19 protein-coding genes and 1 pseudogene are annotated in these 21,590 nt (G+C 70.4%); 9 read left to right on the top strand and 11 right to left on the bottom strand.

Annotated elements, in window-relative coordinates:
• Window positions 1-952: 952 nt before the first annotated feature.
• From ACWDEN_RS33950 to ACWDEN_RS33935, 4 genes are all read right to left on the bottom strand, one after another.
• A complete protein-coding gene (locus ACWDEN_RS33950) occupies window positions 953-2,215 on the bottom strand; it encodes an MFS transporter (protein ID WP_450861701.1) in 1,263 nt (420 codons plus the stop codon).
• Window positions 2,216-2,645: 430 nt separating this feature from the next.
• Window positions 2,646-3,749 (bottom strand): Gfo/Idh/MocA family oxidoreductase, encoded by a 1,104-nt coding sequence (locus ACWDEN_RS33945; protein WP_450861699.1) that lies wholly within the window; start codon window positions 3,747-3,749, stop codon window positions 2,646-2,648.
• Between the two features lie 295 nt (window positions 3,750-4,044).
• Window positions 4,045-4,902, bottom strand: coding sequence for an aldo/keto reductase (locus ACWDEN_RS33940; protein ID WP_351929442.1), 858 nt, complete (start codon window positions 4,900-4,902; stop codon window positions 4,045-4,047).
• Between the two features lie 290 nt (window positions 4,903-5,192).
• On the bottom strand, window positions 5,193-6,083 hold the full coding sequence (locus ACWDEN_RS33935; protein WP_450861697.1) for a GntG family PLP-dependent aldolase: 891 nt from the start codon (window positions 6,081-6,083) through the stop codon (window positions 5,193-5,195).
• 607 nt (window positions 6,084-6,690) lie between these two features.
• Here ACWDEN_RS33935 and ACWDEN_RS33930 point away from each other — a divergent pair.
• Window positions 6,691-7,698: a TMEM175 family protein gene (locus tag ACWDEN_RS33930; protein ID WP_450861695.1), complete on the top strand. Its 1,008-nt coding sequence runs from the start codon at window positions 6,691-6,693 to the stop codon at window positions 7,696-7,698.
• On the opposite strand, the gene ACWDEN_RS33925 is transcribed toward ACWDEN_RS33930, so the two are convergent.
• Window positions 7,598-8,482, bottom strand: coding sequence for a LysR family transcriptional regulator (locus tag ACWDEN_RS33925; RefSeq protein WP_450861694.1), 885 nt, complete (start codon window positions 8,480-8,482; stop codon window positions 7,598-7,600). The two genes, ACWDEN_RS33930 and ACWDEN_RS33925, sit on opposite strands and share 101 nt — an antisense overlap.
• Before the next feature lie 111 nt (window positions 8,483-8,593).
• On the opposite strand from ACWDEN_RS33925, the gene ACWDEN_RS33920 reads away from it, so the two are divergent.
• The 8 genes and pseudogenes from ACWDEN_RS33920 to ACWDEN_RS33885 all read left to right on the top strand — a co-directional run.
• Window positions 8,594-9,469 (top strand): dioxygenase family protein, encoded by an 876-nt coding sequence (locus ACWDEN_RS33920; RefSeq protein WP_450861692.1) that lies wholly within the window; start codon window positions 8,594-8,596, stop codon window positions 9,467-9,469.
• A gap of 55 nt (window positions 9,470-9,524) precedes the next feature.
• Window positions 9,525-10,499, top strand: a complete 975-nt coding sequence (locus ACWDEN_RS33915) for a quinone oxidoreductase family protein (protein WP_351929448.1) — start codon at window positions 9,525-9,527, stop codon at window positions 10,497-10,499.
• Window positions 10,500-10,531: 32 nt separating this feature from the next.
• The gene (locus tag ACWDEN_RS33910) at window positions 10,532-11,503 is read left to right on the top strand and encodes an MBL fold metallo-hydrolase (RefSeq protein WP_450861690.1); all 972 of its coding nucleotides are present in this window, start codon (window positions 10,532-10,534) and stop codon (window positions 11,501-11,503) included.
• A gap of 35 nt (window positions 11,504-11,538) precedes the next feature.
• Window positions 11,539-12,894, top strand: a complete 1,356-nt coding sequence (locus tag ACWDEN_RS33905; protein ID WP_450861688.1) for an amidohydrolase family protein — start codon at window positions 11,539-11,541, stop codon at window positions 12,892-12,894.
• Between the two features lie 44 nt (window positions 12,895-12,938).
• Window positions 12,939-14,573, top strand: a complete 1,635-nt coding sequence (locus ACWDEN_RS33900; RefSeq protein WP_450861686.1) for an amidohydrolase — start codon at window positions 12,939-12,941, stop codon at window positions 14,571-14,573.
• Between the two features lie 57 nt (window positions 14,574-14,630).
• A complete protein-coding gene (locus tag ACWDEN_RS33895) occupies window positions 14,631-15,209 on the top strand; it encodes a TetR/AcrR family transcriptional regulator (protein WP_351231994.1) in 579 nt (192 codons plus the stop codon).
• Between the two features lie 219 nt (window positions 15,210-15,428).
• Window positions 15,429-15,830: a transposase family protein gene (locus ACWDEN_RS33890; protein ID WP_450861683.1), complete on the top strand. Its 402-nt coding sequence runs from the start codon at window positions 15,429-15,431 to the stop codon at window positions 15,828-15,830.
• 259 nt (window positions 15,831-16,089) lie between these two features.
• Window positions 16,090-16,338 (top strand): annotated as a pseudogene (locus ACWDEN_RS33885) (hypothetical protein); the annotation flags it as partial.
• Between the two features lie 551 nt (window positions 16,339-16,889).
• Here ACWDEN_RS33885 and ACWDEN_RS33880 read toward each other — a convergent pair.
• The 6 genes from ACWDEN_RS33880 to ACWDEN_RS33855 form a co-directional block, all read right to left on the bottom strand.
• On the bottom strand, window positions 16,890-17,528 hold the full coding sequence (locus ACWDEN_RS33880; protein ID WP_450861681.1) for a hypothetical protein: 639 nt from the start codon (window positions 17,526-17,528) through the stop codon (window positions 16,890-16,892).
• 116 nt (window positions 17,529-17,644) lie between these two features.
• The gene (locus tag ACWDEN_RS33875; protein WP_450861680.1) at window positions 17,645-17,890 is read right to left on the bottom strand and encodes a ferredoxin; all 246 of its coding nucleotides are present in this window, start codon (window positions 17,888-17,890) and stop codon (window positions 17,645-17,647) included.
• A gap of 5 nt (window positions 17,891-17,895) precedes the next feature.
• Window positions 17,896-19,251 (bottom strand): NADH-ubiquinone oxidoreductase-F iron-sulfur binding region domain-containing protein, encoded by a 1,356-nt coding sequence (locus ACWDEN_RS33870; RefSeq protein WP_450861679.1) that lies wholly within the window; start codon window positions 19,249-19,251, stop codon window positions 17,896-17,898.
• Window positions 19,248-19,985: a ferric reductase-like transmembrane domain-containing protein gene (locus ACWDEN_RS33865; RefSeq protein ID WP_450861677.1), complete on the bottom strand. Its 738-nt coding sequence runs from the start codon at window positions 19,983-19,985 to the stop codon at window positions 19,248-19,250. Before ACWDEN_RS33865 ends, ACWDEN_RS33870 begins: the two co-directional genes overlap by 4 nt.
• On the bottom strand, window positions 19,982-20,926 hold the full coding sequence (locus ACWDEN_RS33860; protein ID WP_450861675.1) for an FAD:protein FMN transferase: 945 nt from the start codon (window positions 20,924-20,926) through the stop codon (window positions 19,982-19,984). Before ACWDEN_RS33860 ends, ACWDEN_RS33865 begins: the two co-directional genes overlap by 4 nt.
• Window positions 20,923-21,360 carry a hypothetical protein gene (locus ACWDEN_RS33855; RefSeq protein ID WP_450861673.1) on the bottom strand — a complete coding sequence of 146 codons (438 nt, stop codon included), beginning with the start codon at window positions 21,358-21,360 and terminating at the stop codon, window positions 20,923-20,925. Before ACWDEN_RS33855 ends, ACWDEN_RS33860 begins: the two co-directional genes overlap by 4 nt.
• Window positions 21,361-21,590: the final 230 nt, after the last annotated feature.

Here is a 21,590-nt window from a genome sequence, read left to right as displayed (position 1 = left end):
TTGCGCCCCTGCCAGCGGACTACCTGCTTCAACGGGGCTCCGTTGCTCACGTTCCCGTCTGATGCCCAAGCCACGTCAACTGGCTTGCCACCAGCGCAAATCCGTTAACTACCCGGCCTTGCCCCATGCCCTCTCAAACGTCTTCACCGCCCGGACGAGCAGACCGTCGTCGTTCCCGGCACCGAGGCGGCCGCGCTGACGTTCCGGTGTTCTCGGAAGGCGCGCTGTTCTCCACGGGCGAGTCGCACATGGCCATGGGCAACGGTGAGGTGGCGCTCACCGCGATGGAGGGGGCGCTGCGCACAACGTTCCGACTGACGTTATGCAAGAAGGGCTCCGGCGATGCACCGTCCGTCGCCTTCTACTACCCGTTCGCCGAGACTCCCCAGGCGTGGGTGGCGGTCGGCCTGTCCGACCCCGACGGATCCCAGCACGGGCAGTGCCAGACGCTACGGCACCCGGAACGGCTCCTACCCCTTCCCCAAGGGCGACAACATCCGCCAGGAGTGGGCCGCCGAGCAGGTCGTCCGGGACGGCTTCACCATCCTGGAGGCCGTCTGGGCACCTCAGGTTCCAGCGTGGTTACGGGAAGTCCCCGCTGTCCAGGTCCTGCGCCGGGCCTGGGTGGAGCGGTACCACCGCGACGGCGAGGATGTGCTCTGGGGGGAGGGCAAAGACCTCCCGCCGGGCAGACGCCGGGCTCTCCTCGCCCTATGATCCCGACGCCCGCTGCGACCGGTGGAGACGAGTGGTACGGGGGAGTTTCTCCGGGCCGGATCGACGCCCTTGTTGGGTGACGACAGTCAGAAGGTGGATCCGTGCAGGCGTCCAAACGACCGCCGGCGCGGCCGGCCGCTCGCGCACCGGGCTCTGCCGGTGCGGCTGTTCGGCCAAGACATCCACGAGCACTTCAGGTAGGGCCGGCCCCAGCAGGCCACCGGGGCCCGGGCGCCTACCCCCGATCCCCGAGGGCTGCCGGAGGCCGGGGGGAGGGAGTAGGTGCGCCCATGCGTTGGGCTGCCGTGACTTGTCCGGCCTCCGCGTCGGACGAAGCGACCACCTCGGAGCGACGACTGCCCCGGTCCATGAGGCCGCCCGTGAAGGCGAGGCCGAGACCGGCCATCGCGAGAGCCGCGCCGATCAGGTTGGGCGAGGCCCAGCCCCAGCCCGCCGAGATGACCAGGCTGCCAAGCCAGGCGCCGCCCGCGTTGGCAAGATTGAAGGCGGAGTGGTTGGAGGCCGCCGCCATCGTCGGAGCGTTCTGCGCCTTGGCCATGAGCAGCATCTGGACGGGCGTGGTGATGAGGGAACCCAGCGCGCCGATGAAGGTGATCGTCGCCAGCGCGGGCACGGTGCTGTGGACGGTGAAGTAGAACGTCACCAGCGCTGCGGCGAGCAGAGCAAGACCCGCGTACAGCGTCGGCCGCAGAGCGCGGTCCGTGAGTGGGCCCGCAACCAGAGTGCCGAGGGTCATGCCGACGCCGTAGAGCGCGAGGACCAGGGTGGTCGAGGAGTCGGAGATGCCCGTCAGGTGCGTCAGCATGGGCACGAGGTAGCTGTAGACGGCGAAGAAGCCACCGAACCCGACAACGGCCGTGGCCAGGCCGATCGCCACCTGCTTGTTGCCCATCGCCCGCAGCTCGTGCCGGATGCCGGACTGCTGGCCCCGTGGCTGGTGAGGAATGAAGAAGGCCAGCGAGGCAAGGGCGACGAGACCGATGACGGCGACCGCGTAGTAGGCGGACCGCCAGCCCAGCTGCTGGCCGAGGGCCGTGCCGGCCGGTACACCGACGATGTTGGCAATGGTGAGTCCGAGGAACATCCTCGAGACGGCACGTGCCGCCCGTTCGGGGGCGACCAGCCGGGAGGCGACGACGGCGCCTACGCCGAACAGTGCTCCGTGCGGCAAACCTGCCAGGAAGCGCGCGGCAAAGAGCAGGCCGAAGTCGGGAGCGAGCGCGGACGCGGTGTTGCCGACCACGAACAGCCCGGACAGGAGCAGCAGCAGCCGCTTGTGGGATACGCGCGCCCCGATGCCCGTCAGCACGGGGGCGCCGACGACGACGCCGAGCGCGTAAGCCGAGACGAGGTTGCCGGCGTGCGGCACGGACACGCCGATCCCGTCAGCGATCTGGGGCAGCAGCCCCATCGTGGCGAACTCGGTCGTGCCGACGCCGAACGCGACGACAGCAAGGGCCAGCAGAGCCAGTGGCATGGCGTAGGGGAACCTTTCGAGACAGCGGTCCGGGGACGGATGGAGGAAGGTGTGCCTGGGGTCCTCTCCGGCCCCGTGACCAGCCCTGCGCAACCCCAGAACGATGCAAGCCCCCTGAGGGCAGCAGCGGGAGGAGGCGTCGCATTCCAAGATTGATCAGCACATGTCGGTGACGTCTGTCACGCCGTCTTTGCGGGTGACGGGGCGCGAGGAGGTATGTCTGAACACGCAGCCGCGCAGTGGCGGCAGCGATGGGACTTGTGACATCGGGGGGGATGGCGGCCCGTTGAGGAGCAGGTTGAGCCGGGGGTGGCGCGCATGCGTACTGCGGGCGGAGGCGGGTGAGTCCGGTGGTGTGTGTCTAGGCCGTCGAGGGAGTGTCGCGGCGAGGGCCGGGGCGGGCCCTGCAGCGCCCAGCGGGCCGGCGGTGTCAGCGGGCCGCCCATGCTTCCACCGCTGTCGTCACCGGCGCCCCCGTCCGAGCCGACTCCTCGACCGCCATCGCCAGCAGATGGTCCTGGCAGCCCTCGGCCAGCGGATACGGTTCCGGGCCGGCGTCCCGCACCCATGCGCCCGTGCGGCACAGCAGATCCACTACCGCGAGATCGTCCTCGGACAGGCTCGCGCCCAGATAGTCGTTGCGCCACATCACCCGTCCGTCGAAGGAGATGTGGTGCACCTCGGCGCCTTCCAGATTGAGATCCGTGCCGGTGCGGCGCCGCATCAGAGGGGACTCCACGGGGCTACGTGGATCGGCCATCCGCACCACGGTGTCGTCCACGATCTCGCCGAGTGAGCCGCGCACCACGACGCGGCGGGCTCGCAGCGGATTGCACCACTGGTTGTCCGTGAAGTCGTACAGGCCCGTGCGGGCTGCGCCGAAGTCGAGGAAAGCGAGGGTGGTGACGGCGTCCTTGGGCATCAGGTCGTCCGACCAGCCGCGGGGGGACAGCGGGTCGGCGAGCGGGGCGGTGAAGGCCCGGGCCGTCACCGTCGCGGGCCTGGAACCGACGTCCAACGTGTGCCGGATCAGCGAGATCGCGTGGTACATGTGTGTCGAGGACACCTGGACCGACGTGACCTCGCCGATCAGGCCCTGCCTCACGAGCGCGATACGAGCGGCGTGGCCCGGCATGAGCGGGTACTGCTCAGCAACTTGGACGAGTGCAACGCCGCCGACGCGTGTCGCGCCCCCGACGGCGCCCCACAACTCCCGCAGCCCGACAACGTCGGGTGCCGGCGGCGTTTCGGCGAGGACCGGTACCTCGCGCTCGACGAGTTCTCTTACGACCTCGGGCGTGACGTCCCACGGCACCGACGCGACCACGAACTCCGGCCCGATGCTGCACAGTTCGCCGACCGTGCCGAAGGCGGGTACCCCCCACGCGGCCTCAACCTGCGCGGCCCGTGCGGCCGAGCGCGTTACCACGCCGGCCACTGTCAGCCGTTCCGGCAGCGCCCGCGCCAGCCGTGCGAGGAACGCAGCGCGCCAGCCACTGCCCACGATGCCGAAACGTACGGGTGCCGCGCTCACGTGTCCGCTCCTTCATACATGGGGCCGGGGAGTCCATCTGGGTGCCGACGTGAGGTGATCGCCGCTGTCGGCTCCGCCGCCCCGTGGAACTCGGCGATCAGTTCCGCTTGCGCCAGGGGCGCCGTGGTGTCGACGAGATCGTGCGCGGCAACGACCATGCGGCCGAGGCAGTGGCCCCGCGGGCCGCCATGGCCCACTCCGCGTCGTGACCCGACGGGTATGTGCGCATTCCTTGGAGCCCTCGTGCGACGCGGACTCGGTGGCCGAGCCGGCGTGAAGCGCAAGCTGCACCGTGTCACACGCTGTCCAGCTCGGCGATTTCCTCGTCCGTCAGCTGCAGGTCCGCAGACGCTGCCGAGTCGCGGATGGTCTCCGGTCGGCTCGCGCCGGGGATCGGAACGACGGTCGGCGACTTGGCGAGCATCCAGGCCAGACAGACCTGCTGTGGGCTGACCCGGTGAGCCTCGGCAACCCGCGCGAACGGTGCGTAAGCCGAACCGAGTTCGCGCGCACGGGAGATGCCGCCCAGAGGACTCCACGGCAGGAACGCGATGCCGAGCTCCTCACACAGCCGAAGCTCCGGCTCGCTGGAGCGGAAGGCAGGCGAGAACTGGTTCTGGACGGAGACCAGGCGGCCGCCGAGGATCTCGTTGGCCTGCCGGATCTGCTCCGGGTTGGCGTTGGAGATACCGGCCATGCGGATCTTGCCCTCGTCGAGGAGCTCCCGCACCGCACCGACCGACTCCGCGTAGGGAATCCTGGGGTCGGGACGGTGGAACTGGTAGAGCCCGATGGCCTCCACGCCAAGGCGGCGCAGGGAGGCTTCACAGGCCTCCTTGATGTGCTTGGGGGAGCCGTCCAGCGTCCAGCTGCCGTCTCCGGGGCGCAGGTGGCCGCCCTTCGTGGCGACGAGGATCTGCGCACCCAGCGCGTGGCGGGCGAGAGCCTTGGCGATCAGGGTTTCGTTGTGACCGACTTCACCGGCGTCCCGGTGATAGGCGTCGGCGGTGTCGATCAGCGTCACACCGGCGTCGAGCGCGGCGTGCACAGTGGCGAGGGAGCGTGCCTCCTCCGGGCGACCCTCGATCGACATGGGCATGCCGCCCAGGCCGATCGCGCTGACCTCGGTGTCACCGATTCGGCGAGTGTGCATGTACTCGAGACCTCTTTCGACTTTCAGGCGGAACTGATGCCGGCCAATACCTGAGCTACGGGACTGCGGCGACGTCGGCACAACCCAGCGTCGTTGAGCAGCAGCCAGGGGTCCAATAGAAGAAGGCGAACGCATTCAGCAGCAAATTCTCTGAATGGGGTGACCTTCACAACGCTCACCGATTGCAGCGCGAGCCCGATCGCGCGCAACGGTATGTCACTGGGCGCGTTCCGACTCCAGGAATCTCGCGGCAGTGCAGCCGCGCGCATGGCTGCCCCCGCTGCACCCCATCAGGCGGTGCACCCGGCCAGGGTCTCCCGCACCACGATCGCCGCGCGCTCCGCATCCTCCCGCGAGACGTCGAGGTGAAACACGAAGCGGAACTGCGGTCCGCCCGTGCACAGCACACCCCTTGCCGCCAGCCGCCCCACCAGGTCCTGCGGCGTGACGCCCGCAATGGCCCGTGCGAACACCATATTGGTGCGTGCCGCGGCGACCTCCAGCCCCGGCACGCCGTCGAGGGCCTCGGCGAACAGGGCGGCGTTCGCGTGGTCCTCGGCCAACCGCTCGACGTGGTGGTCCAGCGCGTACGACGCGGCCGCAACCAGCACTCCCGCCTGCCGCAAGCCGCCGCCCAGAACCTTCCTCCACAGCCGGGCCTCGCCGACGAATTCCCGCGAACCGAGCAACACCGAGCCCACCGGTGCTCCCAAGCCCTTGCTGAAGCACACCGACACGCTGTCGAAACGCTCCGCGATCTTCCGGGCCCCGTTGTACGGATCGCCGCCGCCGGCCACCGCGGCATTGAACAGCCTGGCACCGTCCAGGTGCGTCGCCAGCCCGTGCTTGTGGGCCACAGCCGTGGCTGCCTCCAGATACTCGGGCTCGATCACCGTGCCGCCGAACGTGTTCTCCAGACACAGCAGCCGGGTCCGCGCGAAATGCGGATCGTCCGGCTTGACCGCTGCCTCGATCCGCGTGAGGTCGAGCGTCCCGTCCTCCCCGTGCGGCAACGGCTGCGGCTGAATCCCTCCGAGCGCGGTCGCACCGCCGCCCTCATGGGAGTAGAGGTGCGCGTTCCCGCCAGCGATGTACTCGTCACCGCGCCCGCAATCGACACCGGTGAGCAGGCACTGGTTCTGGCGAAGATTGCCGAGGCAGCTGCCGCGGCCGACGACCATGATCGCGTAGCGGAACTGGCCGACATGGTAGAGGAACTCCGTTCCTTGGCCACAAACACAAATCTGCTCGTCCAGGCCTTGACGGCGCTGGTGGAGGCGGTGACGCGACCGGCGACCACGGCCGTGCCGAGACACTCGCCCACGCCATTCCTGAACCTGATCAGCAAGCGTGGACGCTTGCGCAACTGGCCAAAGCAGCCGAACCAGCTCAGGCCGTGCGGTTGATCACCGAGGCATTCCACCAAGGCAGATGGACGATTCCACTGGCGAGTCTGGCCGCGCTGGATCCCTCCGTCGTGCAGATGCTCGCTGATGAGCACGATTCTCGACACACCCTGCGCGCGGCCTCATGCCAGACCCTGGCGCCGCCCTCTGCGTAGTTCCGCACGGCCCCGGCGCCTCGGTGCGCCCCGGCGCGGTCCTGGCCCTGCCGCCCGCCCCGCCCCGTGCGGCTGGCCCTGGCGCGGAATGCGACGGGCGCCGCAGATCGCCCGCCCGCCGGCCCTGGCCCTCGACGAAGCCCCCGCACCCGCCGTCTACGCCCAACTCGCCGCCGATGCCCGTGCTTTGACCCAGCAGCGCGGCCCCGCGCAGCTTTCCGCGCACGATGCTCTCTTTTGGCCTCCTCCGCCGCGACCTCGTCGTGGGACCCGAACGACTCGCGATGCTCGGCGACGCCGTGTTCGCCATCGCGATCACACTGCTCGCATTCGAGATCACCGTCCCTGAGGGCCTGCCCGAATCCCATGTCGCCCACGCCGGCCGGGACGTGATGCCCACCGTCGGCGCGTATCTGTTCAGCTTCGCCGTCATCGGCGCGCTCTGGCCGGCCCAGCACGCCCCGTTCCATCTGATCACGACGCTCGACCGCTGGCTGCTTTACCTCTGCTTCGCCCTCCTCGCAGTCGTGGCCACGCTCCCGTTCCCGACCCGGCTGATCAGCGAGTACGGCGGCACGGCGACGGCAACCGCCTTCTATGCGGCGGCGATTGCCCTGAGCATCGCCCTCCTCTGCGGGACGTATCTGCGCCTCCTGGCCAGGCCCGCGCTGGCGGCGTCGCATGCTGCGCCCGCGCGGCTGAGGGAGGCGGTCCGCCGCAGCCTCCTGATGGCCCTGGTTTTCGCCGGCTCGCTCCCGGTGGCGTTCTTCTCGCCGACCCTCGCCAAGTGCTGCCGGCTGCTGGCGATCCCGGTTCGGCTGCTGTTCCGCGAGGCGCCCACCAGCGCACGGGACCGGCCGAGGAAAGTGCCGGTCAGGAGGGGTAGTCGGCCGGGGCGAGCGGCGATGAGTCGACGGGGCCAGGCGGACGCTTTTGGTGCCGACGGCGCCGCCGAACGCGGTGGGACCGCGCTCGGTGAGATCCAGGCCGCGCCGGGCGACGAGCGACGGCACCGGTCACCGGTCGCCGAAGAATTCCCGCCCGACCTGGCCGGCCGCCGGACTCGCAGCGCTGCGAGGCCTCACCCCCGTATGCCGGTGACGGCAACACCCTCACGGAACGGCTCCTCGGCCATCAGGAAGGCGGGCAGGCCTCGAGCAGGGTGTCGGCCATCGCCACCGCCGCGGGAGATATGGGGAGTTCCGCCGTGGTGGCCAGTGACAGCGTCCACGTGATGGTGGGACTGATCGGAACGGCGCGGAGGTCCGTGTAGCGGCCGGCCGGCGTGGCGGGCATCAGGCTGATGCCGAGCCCGTTGCGGACGAGACCGGCCGCGGTGTCGTAGTCGGCCACCTCGTAGGGGGCGTCCGGGGAGATGCCTGCGGCGGCGAAGGCATCGTCGGTCTCTAGGCGGATACCCCAGCCTGCGGCGAAGCGCACGACCGTTTCCTCGGCAAGGTCCGCCACGTGGATCTGGCTGCGGTCGCCGAGCCGGTGGTCGGGTCGGCAGAGCAGGACCATGGGGTCGCGGGCGACCGGTTGAAGGGTGACCTGCCTCGATGCCGTGGTGGCCGCGACCAGGGCGAGGTCGAGTGAACCGTCCACGACGGCGGCGAGGTGCGCGGCTGTGCCGGTGACGCCCTGGTGCAGCCGAATCGACACCAGAGGATAGCGGGTGTGGAAGCGGCCCAGCGCAGCGGGCAGGTCGAGGGGCCCGGAGGACATCAGGATCCCGAGGTCGACGCTGCCGCCGATCTGCTCCCGGTACGGGGCGACCGAATTCCTCGCGCGCCGGGCTGCGGCCAGGGTGCTGCGGGCCTCGGTGAGGAATGCGGCACCGGCGGGGGTCAGCGTGATCCGGTGCCCGGCCCGGTCGAGAAGCTGCATATCGAGTTCGCGTTCCAGCTTGGCGATGGCCGTCGACACTGCCGACTGCACGACATGGGCCCGCTCGGCACCCCGAGAGAAGCTGCGTTCCTCGGCGACGGCGACAAAGTACTCCAGCTGACGTAGCTCCATCCTCTCAATATCTCACATCGAGATGTTGACCATCTAAAGCTTTCGCTAGACGAGATGAAGCCTCCCGTCTGATGCTTTTCGGCAAGGACGCGGACAGAAAGGAGTCGAGCGATGTCCATCGATCTGACCGAGGAAACGATCACAGACGCCGTTCAGCAGACCTTTGAGGGGTGCACGAACGAGCGCATGCGCGAGGTCTTCGTGACGCTCGTCCAGCATTTGCACGACTTCGCCCGCGAGGTCCGACTCACCAGTGATGAATGGTTCACCGCGGTCGACTTCCTGGAGCGGGTCGGTCGCATCTCCAGTCCGACCCGGCAGGAGTTCGTGCTGCTCTCGGACATCCTGGGGCTCAGCGTCCTGGTCGACCAGATCAACCACGGCAACGGCTCTGCCACCGACTCCACCCTGCTCGGCCCGTTCTATGTGGAAGGCCGGCCACGCGCGGAGAACGGCGCCGACATCTCCGGCGGTGTCGCAGGCATGCCGTTGTTCTTCAGCGGCACGGTGGTGGACCCGGACGGGCGGCCGGTGGTCGGCGCGGACGTGGACACCTGGCACAGCGACAGTGAGGGTTTCTATGACGTGCAGCAGGCGGACAAGCTGCACGGCGAGCCCGCCATGAGGGCGCTACTGGACACGGACGACGACGGACGGTTCTGGTACCGCTCGATCGTGCCGCGGTACTACCCGGTCCCGACCGACGGACCCTGCGGCGAGATCCTCCGCGCCGCCGGGCGCTCGCCGATGCGGCCGGAGCACATCCATTTCTGGCTCCACGCCGAAGGCTACGAACCGCTGGTCACCATGCTGTTCCGCGGCGACGACCCGTACCTGGAGCGGGACGCTGTCTTCGGCGCCAAGCGCTCGCTGGTCGCCGACTTCGTCCCGCACGAGGCCGGCGAGACCGCGCCGCACGGCACCGTGATGTCCGAGCCCTTCCAGACCGTCGAGTGGACCTTCACCCTCGCCCCGGCTCGAGGGTGACCACCCCGCACCGGACGTACCACCCGCTGATCATCAGCCCAGAAAGGACACCTGCGTGCGCGCGCTACGCTTCGACCAGTTCGGAGGCCCCGACGTCCTGCGGGTCGCCGAACTGCCTGATCCCCTGGCCACCGACGGCACGGCCGTGGTCGCCGTCCGGGCAGCCTCGGTCAACCCCTCCGACCTGAAGAACGTCGCCGGCATCATGGAGGGCACGGTGCTGCCCCGCGTGCCCGGCCGCGACTTCGCCGGCATCGTCGTCGACGGTCCACCGCAGTGGCGCGGCGTGGAGGTGTGGGGCACCGGCGGCGACGTTGGCTTCACCCTGGACGGCTCGCACGCGGAGTACATCCGTGTGCCGGTCACCGCACTCGCCCGCAAGCCGGCAGCACTGAGCTTCGAGGAGGCCTCGGCGGTCGGCGTCAACTTCGTGATCGGCTGGCTCGGTGCCGTCGAGATCGCGCACCTGAGCCGGGGTGAGACCGTCGTCGTCTTCGGCATTTCCGGCGGGGTGGGCGGCGCCGTCGCCCAGATCGCGCGGACCCGCGGGGCCCGGGTGCTCGGCGTCGACCGGGTTCCCCCCGCCGACGGCACTCCGGCAGCGGAGATCATCGACGCGTTCGTTCCCTTCACCCCCGACGCGGACGCCGTGGCCGGCACCCTGCTCGCGCACACCGGCGGCCGGGGAGCCGAGGTCGTCTACGACGCAGTCGGCGGCGTCACCACCGCCGCGGCCCTCGCCTCGCTGGCCCAGCGGGGCAGACTGGTGGTCATCAGCGCGGTCGGCACACCCACGGTGGAGATCAACCTGCCGGACTTCTACCACCGCGAGGCCCGGATGCTGGGTGCGGACAGCCGCAAGCTCGACGTTACGGAGTCGGCCGAGCGTCTGGCCGTTCTCACCCCCTACTTCGAGCGCGGCGAGTTCCGGCCACTGCCGGTCGCGCACCAGTTCGGCCTCGATGAGGGACACAAGGCCTACACGGCGGTGGCGGAACAGGTTTCCGGCCGCGTCGTCATCGTTCCCTGAGGCCGCCCACGACCACTGAGAAAGGCGACGCCATGACGCGCTGCGCCGGCGCCCGTATCACCGTTCTCGACGAGAACTTCATCGACATCCTTCTGCCGTCGACCCCCCGCGTACGCCGCTACAACATGGATCAGCACTTCAATTCCCGGTATGGCGAACTGCTCGCCGAGAACGGGTTGTGCTTCCTCGTGGAGACGTTCACCGAGGGCAGCTCCACGACGATCCTCTTCGACGCCGGGCTGACCGCCGACGTCGTGCTGCACAACGCGCACCACCTCGGCGTGGACCTGCACGAGGTGGAGGCGGTGGTGCTCAGCCACGGCCATCCCGACCACTTCGGCGGCATCAACGGAGTACTCGAGGCGATCGGCCATCCGACCCCGGTGATCGCACATCCCGACGCGTTCGACCCGCGGATGATCGTCAAACCGCACACCACCCTGCCGATGATCAACATCGGGCTGACACGGGAGGGAATCCGGACATCGGGCGGCCACCTGATGGAGGCACGGAACTCCATCCCGCTCGGCCCTGGCCTGCTCACCTCGGGCGAGATGCAGACCACCGCAGACTTCGAGTTCGAAGCCCCCGCCGGACGGCTGTGCGTCCACGCCGACGGCCGCGTCGAGGCGGACAACATCAACGACCACCAGGTCCTCGGCATCGACGTCGAGGGTCACGGGCTGATCGTCATCGACCCGTGCGGACACCGCGGGGTCGTCAGCTCGATCGAACACATGCGAGCCCTCACCGGCACCGACACGCTCTACGGCGTCCTCGGCGGATTCCACACCGGACACCCCGGCATCAGCGCCAACCGGATCGACAACACCGCCAAGGCCCTCGCCGCCTACGAGCCGCGGCTGCTCGCTCCCATGCACTGCAGCGGATTCCCGCTCAAGAAGGCCGTCGCCGACCTCGTCCCAGACGCCTTCGAAATCGTCACCGCCGGCACGGTGCTCACCATCGGTGACGTGCCGCCCGACACCCGTATCTGGCGCTGACGACACGGCCGTCCGAGTAACGAAAAAGGTCAACGATGACTCATAGAACGCTCATCAAGGGTGGCACGATCTACAGCGTCGATCCCGACATCGGGGAACTGCCCCGCGGTGACGTGCTGGTGGAAGACGACACGATCATGGCCGTGGCCGAGCACATCCCGGCGACGGATGCGCACATCATCGACGCCACCGACCGGATCGTCCTGCCGGGGCTGATCGACACCCACCGGCATCTGTGGCAGGCCGCGCTGCGGCAGCTCGCGGCGGACTGGACCCTCGGCCAGTACATCGACCACATGCTGCTGGAACTGGGGCCGAGGTTCTCCCCGGACGACGTGTACGTGGCCGAACTGCTCGGCGCGATGGAGGCCATCGATGCCGGTGTCACCACCGTCATGGACTGGGCCCACATCATGCGCAGCCCGGATCACGCCGACGAGGCCGTACGCGGACTCGTCGACTCCGGCATCCGGGCGGTGTTCGGTTACGGCAACCCCGGAGGGCCGCCCGCCGACTGGTACGCCCGTGACGTGACAAGGGTGGCGGAGCGCTACTTCTCCTCCGAGGGCGGACTGGTCACGTTCGCGCTGGCCAGCATGGGTCCGGAGTTCGGGCCGGTCGAGGACACGCTGTCCGATCTCACACTGGCCCGCGAACTGGGCATCCGCGCCTCGATGCACGTGGGCGTCGGCGCACTGGGCAAGCAGCGGTCGATCACGGAACTGCACCGACGCGGTCTGCTGGGCCCCGATCTGATTTACGTCCACTGCAACACCTGCACCGACGCCGAACTGCGGCTGATCGCCGACACCGGGGGACATGCCTCGATCTCGCCACGCGTGGAGATGCAGATGGGTCACGGTTATCCGGCGACCGGGCGGCTGTGCGCGGCGGGGGTGGTGCCGAGCCTGAGCATCGACGTGGTCTCCGGAGTGGGGGGCAGCCTCTTCGCCGAAATGCGCGGCACGCTCGAAGCCGAGCGCGGCTGGCAGCACCATGCCGCGCTCTCCCGCGACGAGACGCTGTCGGAGCTGACGATCAGCACCCGGGACGTGGTCCGCATGGCCACGATCGAAGGCGCGCGCACCCTCGGGCTGGAAAGCAGGATCGGGTCGCTGACCCCCGGCAAGCAGGCCGACATCATCCTGCTCGACACCGACCGGCCGAACCTGTCGCCCGTGAACAGCGTGTCCGCGGCCATCACCCTCGCCGACAACGAGAACGTCGACACCGTGCTGATCGCAGGCCAGGTGGTCAAGCATGGCGGACGGATATCCGGGCACGACCTGCGGGCTGTACGAGGACGCGCACACAGTTCCCGGGACCGCCTTCTGGAGTCCTGGTCCGGCCCCCGCTCCACGGCCGCATCGGCGGCCCAGCCTCGCGCCTGACCCGTACCCCGGCGACGCGCGATCGACAACGACGAGGTTGTTTCATGGACACATCACCCGACACCGCTCCCGCCGATCAGATCTTCCTCAACGGGCTGGTCTGGCCGGGCGGTGCCCGACAGGTGGGACCCGAACCGACCGCACTGGCCGTGCGCGACGGGAGGGTGGTGGCGTACGGCAGTGACGCGGAGATCCGCGCCTTGTCCGGCAGCCGGTCGGCCACGGTCGACCTGCGTGGCCGCCGCGTGATTCCCGGCCTGATCGACGGCCACATGCACGCCGTGCGCGGCGGCGCGACCTGGGCGAGCGAACTGCGCTGGACGGACGTACCCGACCTGCCGACGGCGCTCGCCAGGCTTCGCGCCGCAGTCGAGACGGCGCGCCCCGGGGAATGGATCCGGGTCGTCGGCGGGTGGCACCCCTGCCAGTTCGCCGAATTGCGCGAGCCCACGCGTGCCGAGTTGGACGCACTCGCTCCGGACCACCCGGTGTACGTGCAGGCGCTGTACGAGGTGGCGGTGCTCAACTCGGCGGCGCTCCACGCGGCCGGCATCGACGCCGCCACCCCCGACCCCGACGGCGGTCACCTCGAGCGCGACCCGGTGACCGGCGAGCTCACCGGCAGGGTGTTCGGCATGGGCGCGTTCAACCGCGTCCTGGGCGCCATTGCACCTGTCGCACCGGAGAGGGAACGACGCTCCACCGCGTCGATGCTGGCCGACCTGCACGCCCTCGGGCTGACCGGAATCGTCGACGCCGGCGGGTTCGGCATGCCGCCGCAGCGGTACGAGCCGCTGTTCGCGCTCTGGCGCGACGGCGGTCTGTCGATGCGGATGCGGCTGTTCCTGTCCGCGGCGGACCCCGGGCAGGAATACAAGCAACTCGAGGAGTGGATGCGGCACACCCCGCCCCGGTTCGGCGACCCGATGCTGCGCTTCGCGGGCATCGGTGAGGTGGTGCACTACGGCTGCCACGACTTCGAAGGGCTCGAGGAGTTCTCGATCTCCGACGACGCCGCCGAGGAGCTCCAGCGGATCTCCTACCGCGCCGCCGAACAGGGCTGGCCGATGAACATCCATGCGGTGCTCGACGAGTCCATCGACAGGATCCTGACCTGCTGGGAAGCGGTGAACGAGCGGATCCCGCTGCGGGGGCTGCGGTTCTCGCTGTCCCACGCCGACCGCATCAGCGCGGGCAACCTGCGCCGGCTCGCCGCGTTGGGTGCGGGTGTGGTGCTGGACGACCACCAGGTCTTCAAGGCCGGCTTTTCGGAGGCGGCCTGGGGCGACGGTTCGATGACCGCAACACCGCCCATCGCGGACATGATCGCCGCCGGGATTCCCCTGGCAGCCGGTACCGACGCCACCCGCGCCTCCTCCCACAACCCCTGGTTGTCGTTGTGGTGGCTGATCACGGGAAACTCCGCGGACGGCATACCGCGACGCGCCGCTCGCCACCGGATGTCCCGGGAGCGTGCCCTGGAGTGTTACACCACGGGCAGCGCCTGGCTCAGCTACGAGGAAAACACTCGCGGGCGTCTGAGACCCGGCACGCATGCCGACTTCGCGGTTCTCAGCGAGGACTGCTTCGCCGTGCCGGAGGACCGTATCCCCGGGCTCTACTCCGAGCTCACCGTGGTGGGAGGCGAGATCGTCCACACCACAGGAACCCTCGCCTGACGGCCGTCATCAGGGCGTTAGGCATTCGGCACACGTGCACGACGAAAGAGCCGTCCCATGACCTCAGACACCGGGCGCCCCCTTCGGGCCGACGCACGGCGCAATCGAGAGAAGATCCTCTCCACCGCGATACGCGTCTTCGCAGAACAGGGACTGGACGCGCGCCTCCATCGCATCGCCGAGGAAGCGGGCGTGGGAACCGGCACTCTCTACCGGAACTTCCCGACCCGGGAAGTCCTTATCGAGGCCGCCTACCGCAGCGAACTGAGCCGGCTGTGCGACTTTGTCCCCGAACTCCTGGCGACCCTGCCTCCGCACGAGGCACTCCGCGTCTGGATGGGCCGCTTCGTCGACTACGCCACCGCCAGACTGGGGATGGCCGACACCTTGCGTACCTTCGTCGACTGCGGCTTCAACGCCTGCGGCCACAGCCGCGAGTTGATGATGACCGCCCTTACCTCACTCTTGAACGCCGGGTCCGCCGCCGGCACCATCCGGTCGGACATCGGCGCGGCCGACATGTTCGTCGCCCTCACGGGCGTCGCCCTGGCCTCGGGAAAGCCCGAACAACGCCAGCAGGCCGAACGCCTCCTCGACCTCATTCTCAACGGCTGCGCGACGGACCAGCGGGCCTGAGCGCCGCAGTTCGGCGGGGCTTCCCACGGCACGACGAAGCCGTGGCCCGGGCCAGTGAACTCCGCCGCAGATCGAGCACCTGACCGCTGGGTCGGCGAGATGAATGGACCGTCCAGGAGTGACGCGGGACGGGTGTTTCGCCCGATTAGTAGCTGTGGATGCGGCATCAGATGATCAAGGTTGTTGAGACCGAAGATCAAGAGCTGAGGCCGCGTTCGCGTGTCATCCTCACTGATTGACGTCCTCGTGCGCCACTGCAAGGGCGCCGACCCGCCGCGCCTGCCTACTGCCGAGCAGCAACTGCCCACTCTGGCCGGGGTGTTGAGCTCCGTGCCGTATCCGCGTCGGGCGCGGGGCCGTCGATACCAGCTAGGATCGCTGCTGGCCGTGTGCCTGGTCGCCGTGCTCGGCGGAGCGCGCTCCCTGGCCCAGATCGCCCGCTTCGCCGCCGACTGTGACCCGGACCTGTACCAGCCACTCGGACCGGTCAAGGCAACCCCGAACGCCTCCACCCTGGGGCGACTACTGGCCCGGCTGGACGGCGACGCGGTCGACGACTGGTCGGGAGCTGGCTGGACCGCCACTGCACCGACCCTGCCGACGAGCTCGATGACGCGCTGATCGGGCTCGCGGTGGACGGCAAGACCGTGCGCGGCTCCCGCACCGACGGCACCGCCGTTCACCCGCTCGCAGCCGCCAGGCACGGCGCCCAGGCCGTCATCGCGCAGCGCCAGGTGGGTCGGTGAGGGCGCAGGGCCGGCTGCCGGCTTGGTCCCCCGCATGCTGGATCGGTGCTGGGCGCCCTCGGTGACGCCGCCGCGGTGCCGGACCTCGCCGCCGGTGGGGACGCGATCTGCCCACCCACCGCGCAGCACGCCAGGTGCGGCTCACCCTCGCGACAAGTCGGCGGACCGGCGCTGTCGTCAGCACCAGCGCCGTAACCCCGGCCAGGTCAGCGAGCCGAACATCCCCGCGTACGGCCTGGCACCGTCGACTGATCAAGGACAAGTGGACGCAACCCGCCTCGTCGGGACGCCCGCCTGTGCCCGAGGAGCTGCGCGACCTGATCATCCGGCTCGGCGCCGAGAACCCACGATGGGGCTTCCGGCGCGTCCACGGCGAACTCCGTCGGCTGGGGCAGAGGGTCAGTCCGGCCGGCGTCCGCCGGATCCTGCGCGCCGCCGGCCTCGGCCCAGCCCCGTGCCGGCATCCGGTGCGCGGCGAATGGGCCGCCTTCCTCAAGACCCAGGCCCACGGCCTGCTCGCCACCGATCTCTTCCATGTCGACACCATCAGCCCGCAGCGGCTGCACGCCCTGTTCGTCATGGAGGCACGCACCCGCACCGTGCATGTCCCGGGCGTCACCGTCCACACCACCGCCGTCCGGGCCACGCGGCAGGCCCGACAGCTCATATGGCAACTCGGTCAGCGTGCCTACGACTTCACCCACGTCATCCGCGACGGGGGGCGCGAAATTCACCTGGGGGATGTGTCAACTCGCGAAAGCGTGAGGTCGACGAGTACCAGGAAGCTGCCTGACCGCAGGCAGAGAAACGGCCTGGGCGACAGTCCGAACCAGGTTTTCACACGGAACAGGGGTGGCGCGTGGGTGCGGATGCGGTGGCAAGCCGGCGTCTGCTCTCTGACCTGGAACACGGTTGGTTCACTGGAGCGGCGGCGCTATCTGCTCCAGGCGGAGACCAGGTGGACTCCGGCGAGTGCGACGATCAGTCCCGCGCCGACCGCGACCGCCAGCAGAGCCCACCGTCCGGCGCGCTGCGGGGCGGCGATCCCGTGGCGTGCCGGATGGCGGCGCAGGTCGGCTCCGATGAGGCGCGGCAGGCGCCAGACGTAAGCGAGGACGTGCACGGCCATCACGGCGATCCAGCAGATGAAGCTGGCTTTGTGCAGCAGGAGCACCGGAAGCGGACCGGTGTCGGGGCCGAGCAGGGCAAGTGCCACTCCCGAGCCGAGGACGGCGACGCTCGTGGCGACGACCAGGGGGCCGAGCACGCGCAACAGCGGTGCCGGCGGCCCGTGGCGGCGGTACGCGGGCGCTCCCGTGTAGTAGCGGTAGAACCGGTAGCCGGTCGAGCCGATCTTCAGGCAGACCGGGCCGGTCAGCAGCAGCCCGATGAAGAAGTGCAGGGTGAGGAGTTGCCCGAGGAAGAGGATGGTGACGCCCTCGACGGCGAACAGAACCAGCAGCACCGCCCCGGTCACTGCGGTCAGCCGCTCGTTTCCCGCCGGCCCCCCGGACATCGTGCCGGGCCACTCGGACTTGCCGTCCACCAGAGCCCTGCCGTCGCTCACGGTCACTCGTCCGTCCTCCTGGTGATCAGGCCCCGCGCAGCCCGGATGGCAGTGCTGACGCAACTCCCTCGCGGTGCGCTGGAGCTGGCAGAAGCATGTCTGACGTGGGGTCAAGAACTCGTTCACGTCCGCTGGGGCGACTGCCGGTCCGGTGCGCGATCCTGCGCCCGGTCCAGGCGGAGTGCCAGCGCCGGGCATGCGGCCACCGCGCGCCGAGCGTGCCCGAGGGCTTGACCCGTAAGGGGGGCCGATCCCACGATCGGGTAGCCCCACTCGTCCAACTCGACGAGTTCCGGTAGGAGTTCGGCGCACAGGCCGTAGCCGTCGCATGCGATGCGGTCGATCCCGAGGGAGTGTGTGCCTGACATGCCGTTTACCTCCATTCCCGCTCGTCGGGTACCACTGTGTCCGGAACCGGCAGAACGGGCTCGTGGCCTGCCGCGGCGCACGGGCCGAGGCTCAGATGGTGCCGTGCGTCGTGGGCGAAGACGCGCAGGGCGGTCGCCGCGAAGCGTGACGCGCCGTCGGGGTGCCGGCAGGCGCCGCGCCCGGCGAGCAGTCCCACCCGGCCCTCCAGCCGCTCCCTCAGCCGAGGGTCGGGACTGCCCCAGGCGAGATCCGCGAAGTCCGCGGCCACGGCCGGCAGTCCGAGTCGGCACGGTCCGCACTGCCGTGCACTCTGCGCCGCGAGATATCCGAGCACCCTGGCCGCCTCGGCCAGACCGCAGGCACGGGCGGGAAGCGCCACGAACACTCCGGCACCGGGTCCCGCACCGAGTGACGCCAGGTCCTGCTTGGCGAACGGGACTCGCAGGGCCTGGTCCACCGGCAGCCAACTACCGAAGAAGCCGCCCAGCAGGATGGATCCGAGCGGCTCCGAGGCTCCCCCCGCGACGTCCAGTACCTCACCGATCGGTCGGCCCATCGGCACTTCGTAGACGCCCGGCGTGCGCAGGGCGCCGGAGAGGGTCACGAGCGTGGTGCCCGCGGCGTCGGGGCGCCCGGCACTCCGGAACCAGCCGTGACCGTAGCGTGCGATCAGTGCGAGGTGGGCGAGGGTCTCGACGTTGTCGATCAGTGTGGGGCGCCGGCCGACGCCCTTCTCGAAGGGGCGCGGCGGGGTCGCCAGCGGGCGGGCGTCACCGCCGTTCAGCCAGCGCACCAGCGACGTCTCCTCGCTGGAGACGTAGTGGTGGGGCAGTTCGTGCACCATCACCGGCACCGTGTCGAGGCCCCGCCTCTGGCGTTCCTCGACTGCTTCGCGCAGAGCCCGTGCCTGGTCCTGCCTGGTGCGCGGTAGGCACAGGTGCGCCACGTCGGCGCCCACCGCGGCGGCGGCCAGTGCGGCGCCGTCCAGCACCAGGTGCGGGGCGAGGTCCAGCAGCGTCTCGTCCTTCCGGCTGGCCGGTTCGCTCTCCATGCCGTTGGCGACCACCACGGCGGTGCCCCTGCCGCCGGCGACCGTGCGCAGTTTGCGGCCGGTGGGGAAGGCCGCGCCGCCCCTGCCGGTCAGTCCCGCGTCCTCCACTGCGCGCACCAGTCGGTCGACCGCGTCGGCGGAGCGGGGAGACGGTGGTGGACCGTACCGGCCGAGGTGCTCGTTCAGGTCGGCCGCGCCACCGGTGGCGTACCAGCCGTGCAGCAGCCGGGAGCCGTACGGGCCCATCATGCCGTCACGCCCGTCGCCGGTCAGCAGGGGTGGCTGTCCGTCCGTCATTGCGTCTGTCATTCGGGCCCTCCGGCGTCATCGGTCGGCGCGGGCGCCGGGTGTACGGCGCCCGTGGCTGCTGGCGCGGGGCCTCTCGCGCGGTGCGCCCAACCCGGCTGCAGCGGCCCGGAACTCAGGAACGCGGTCAGCACCACGGGAACCGCCGCTGCGGTGACCCCCGTCCAGAGCCGCATCGCGACCCGGCCCGGGCCCGCCCGGTACAGCCGCCACCAGACGGCGGCGACGACGAGGGCGACGCATGCGGCGTACAAGGCGAGTTGCAGCGTGAGCCGGGTGTCGGTGCCGGTCCCCGCGGCGTGGAAGAGCGCGACCGGCCAGGCCGCGTAGGCCAGCCAGTGCACGGTCTTCCACCGCCGCTGCCCCATGCGCAGCCGTATCGCACTGGTGGCCGCGACCGCGAGCAGCAGGTCGAACGCGACCGTGCCCAGTCCCAGCCAGAGCGGCCGGTAGGAGGCGGTGAACGGCACCACCGTCACCAGCCAGCCCAGGTGGACGAAGGTGTCGAGGATCGCGGTGACGATGTGCACGGCCAGGAAGGCCAGGGTCAGCACCGCCAGGTTGCGGTGCAGCGCGCTCACCTCGAAGCGGGCGAGCCGCCGAGGTGTGTACCGGCCGCCCACGGCGATACCGAGCGCGACGGTCGCGGTGAGCAGCACCAGGGCGACGGTGCCGCCGGCCCGGGTCGCGTACCACAGCGGGCTGGGGCCGGCGGCGAGTGGGACGATTCCGGTCATCGGGCGCCTCCCGCAGTGTCCTCGGGCCAGCCGCACACTCGCTCGACGGTCCCGTCCACGCGTACCAGCCGCGCGGGCAGCCCCACCCGGCGCAGCCGGCCCAAGGCGCGTTCACCGAGGACGACCGCCTCGGTGCTGGCGATGTTGGCGGCCACGCAACTGACGGCGGCAACGCTGACGGTCCGCCAGACCGGGGCGGGTACGTCGCCAGTGGCGGGATCGACGATGTGATGCAGCCGGCGGCCCCCTCGGCGCCAGGTTCGCACCGTGGTGCCGGAGGTGGCGAGGCCGCCCCCGGTGACGCTCACCGTGGGCCGGCCTCCGGTGCCGGGCGCCGCATGATCGTCGGCGAGGGCGACGCGCCAGCCTCCCGGTGGCGCCTGGCCCGCGACGGAGAGGTCACCGCCGAGGTTGACCAGGACGCCGCAGCCCGCCACCTCGGTGGCGCGGTGGGCGGCGCGGTCCGCGGCGAGGGCCTTGGCGGTCGCGCCGAGGTCGAGCGCGATGCCCGGCGGCATCCGCAGCCGCCGGGCGGCGCTGTCCCATTCCACCGCCCGCCAGCCCGCGGTCGCTCCCGCAAGGCGTACGGGGCCTACGTCCTGCGGTCGCAGCGCGGCGAACGTGACGTCGTAGCCGAGCGCGTTCACGGCGGTTCCGACGGTGGGATCCACGACGCCGTCGGTCACCTCCGCCGCAAGCAGCGCCACGTCCAGTGCCTCGGCGAACAGGGCGCTCACGTGACGGGGGGCACCCGCCGCGGCATTGGCGCGCGAGAGTTCCGAGTCGCGCCGGAAGCGGCTGCACGCCGCGTCGACGGCGGAGAGTTCGGCCTCGAGCACCTGCCGTGCCGCGTCCATCCCGTCCGGGTCGGCGACGAGAAGCGAGGCGGTGGTACCCAGCGCAGGGAAGGAGACCGATGCCGGACGTGTGGCGGCGGTCATGACGCACCCGACGTGGTGTGCGACGGTTGTGGAGCCGGTGCCGGGGGCTTCGTCGTGATCTGCGCGGATGCGGGGGCGGACGGACGGGTGGCGGACGGCAGGACGGGCGCCGTCCGCTGCTTCGGCACGGTCGTATGCGGGGCCGGGCGGGAGGTCGAGGTGGCGGTCCCGGACGGGTCCGCCGAGTGCGACGGAGTCCGCGGGGTGGTAGGTGTGCTCGACGTGGGGGCGGATGCGGGCGTCGACGGCCGGGAGGTGCTCCCGGGCGCGGACGAGGACTTCCCGGGCAGAGCCTGGGCGTACCCCGTGGCGAGCACCACGGAGCCGGCCGCGGCCGCGGCGGCCACCCAGCGGGTGGTGCTTCCGACCCGGCGCAGGCCGCGCTCCCGGCGACGCACGGCACCGGCCGATGTGGGGTGGTCGGGGTGGGACATGGTTCCTCCTCGGCCGTCGATGTGCCGTCGTGAAGCGCTCGACACCTTGCGGCCACGCCTGTGGGTATCCATCCACCAGCCTGCGCGGGCATCTGTCGGGAACCGGTTCAGGAATCCTTCAGAACCCGCAAAGATCAGCAAACATGCTGGTCGGGACGGTGATGCGAGGTGTCCCGGAGAGGCCGGCGGGTGTTCGGAACGGTCCTGGGGCGGCTCAGGCGTCGATGGTC

It is taken from the genome of Streptomyces sp. NPDC001153 (assembly GCF_053598315.1).
Note: the sequence above shows the minus strand (reverse complement) of the source record. Positions and strands in the feature narration are given on the sequence as shown.

Excerpts from the sequence above, each read along its gene's own strand:
- ACWDEN_RS33935 (WP_450861697.1), bottom strand. The coding sequence starts at position 6,083 with ATGGTCGTCGGCCGCGGCAGCTGCCTCGGCAATCTTCGCCAGAACCAG.
- ACWDEN_RS33875 (WP_450861680.1), bottom strand. The coding sequence starts at position 17,890 with ATGTCAGGCACACACTCCCTCGGGATCGACCGCATCGCATGCGACGGC.
- ACWDEN_RS33860 (WP_450861675.1), bottom strand. The coding sequence starts at position 20,926 with ATGACCGCCGCCACACGTCCGGCATCGGTCTCCTTCCCTGCGCTGGGT.
- ACWDEN_RS33905 (WP_450861688.1), top strand. The coding sequence starts at position 11,539 with ATGACTCATAGAACGCTCATCAAGGGTGGCACGATCTACAGCGTCGAT.
- ACWDEN_RS33930 (WP_450861695.1), top strand. The coding sequence starts at position 6,691 with ATGCTCTCTTTTGGCCTCCTCCGCCGCGACCTCGTCGTGGGACCCGAA.
- ACWDEN_RS33870 (WP_450861679.1), bottom strand. The coding sequence starts at position 19,251 with ATGACAGACGCAATGACGGACGGACAGCCACCCCTGCTGACCGGCGAC.
- ACWDEN_RS33900 (WP_450861686.1), top strand. The coding sequence starts at position 12,939 with ATGGACACATCACCCGACACCGCTCCCGCCGATCAGATCTTCCTCAAC.
- ACWDEN_RS33910 (WP_450861690.1), top strand. The coding sequence starts at position 10,532 with ATGACGCGCTGCGCCGGCGCCCGTATCACCGTTCTCGACGAGAACTTC.
- ACWDEN_RS33940 (WP_351929442.1), bottom strand. The coding sequence starts at position 4,902 with ATGCACACTCGCCGAATCGGTGACACCGAGGTCAGCGCGATCGGCCTG.
- ACWDEN_RS33895 (WP_351231994.1), top strand. The coding sequence starts at position 14,631 with ATGACCTCAGACACCGGGCGCCCCCTTCGGGCCGACGCACGGCGCAAT.
- ACWDEN_RS33855 (WP_450861673.1), bottom strand. The coding sequence starts at position 21,360 with ATGTCCCACCCCGACCACCCCACATCGGCCGGTGCCGTGCGTCGCCGG.
- ACWDEN_RS33950 (WP_450861701.1), bottom strand. The coding sequence starts at position 2,215 with ATGCCACTGGCTCTGCTGGCCCTTGCTGTCGTCGCGTTCGGCGTCGGC.
- ACWDEN_RS33920 (WP_450861692.1), top strand. The coding sequence starts at position 8,594 with ATGTCCATCGATCTGACCGAGGAAACGATCACAGACGCCGTTCAGCAG.
- ACWDEN_RS33865 (WP_450861677.1), bottom strand. The coding sequence starts at position 19,985 with ATGACCGGAATCGTCCCACTCGCCGCCGGCCCCAGCCCGCTGTGGTAC.
- ACWDEN_RS33925 (WP_450861694.1), bottom strand. The coding sequence starts at position 8,482 with ATGGAGCTACGTCAGCTGGAGTACTTTGTCGCCGTCGCCGAGGAACGC.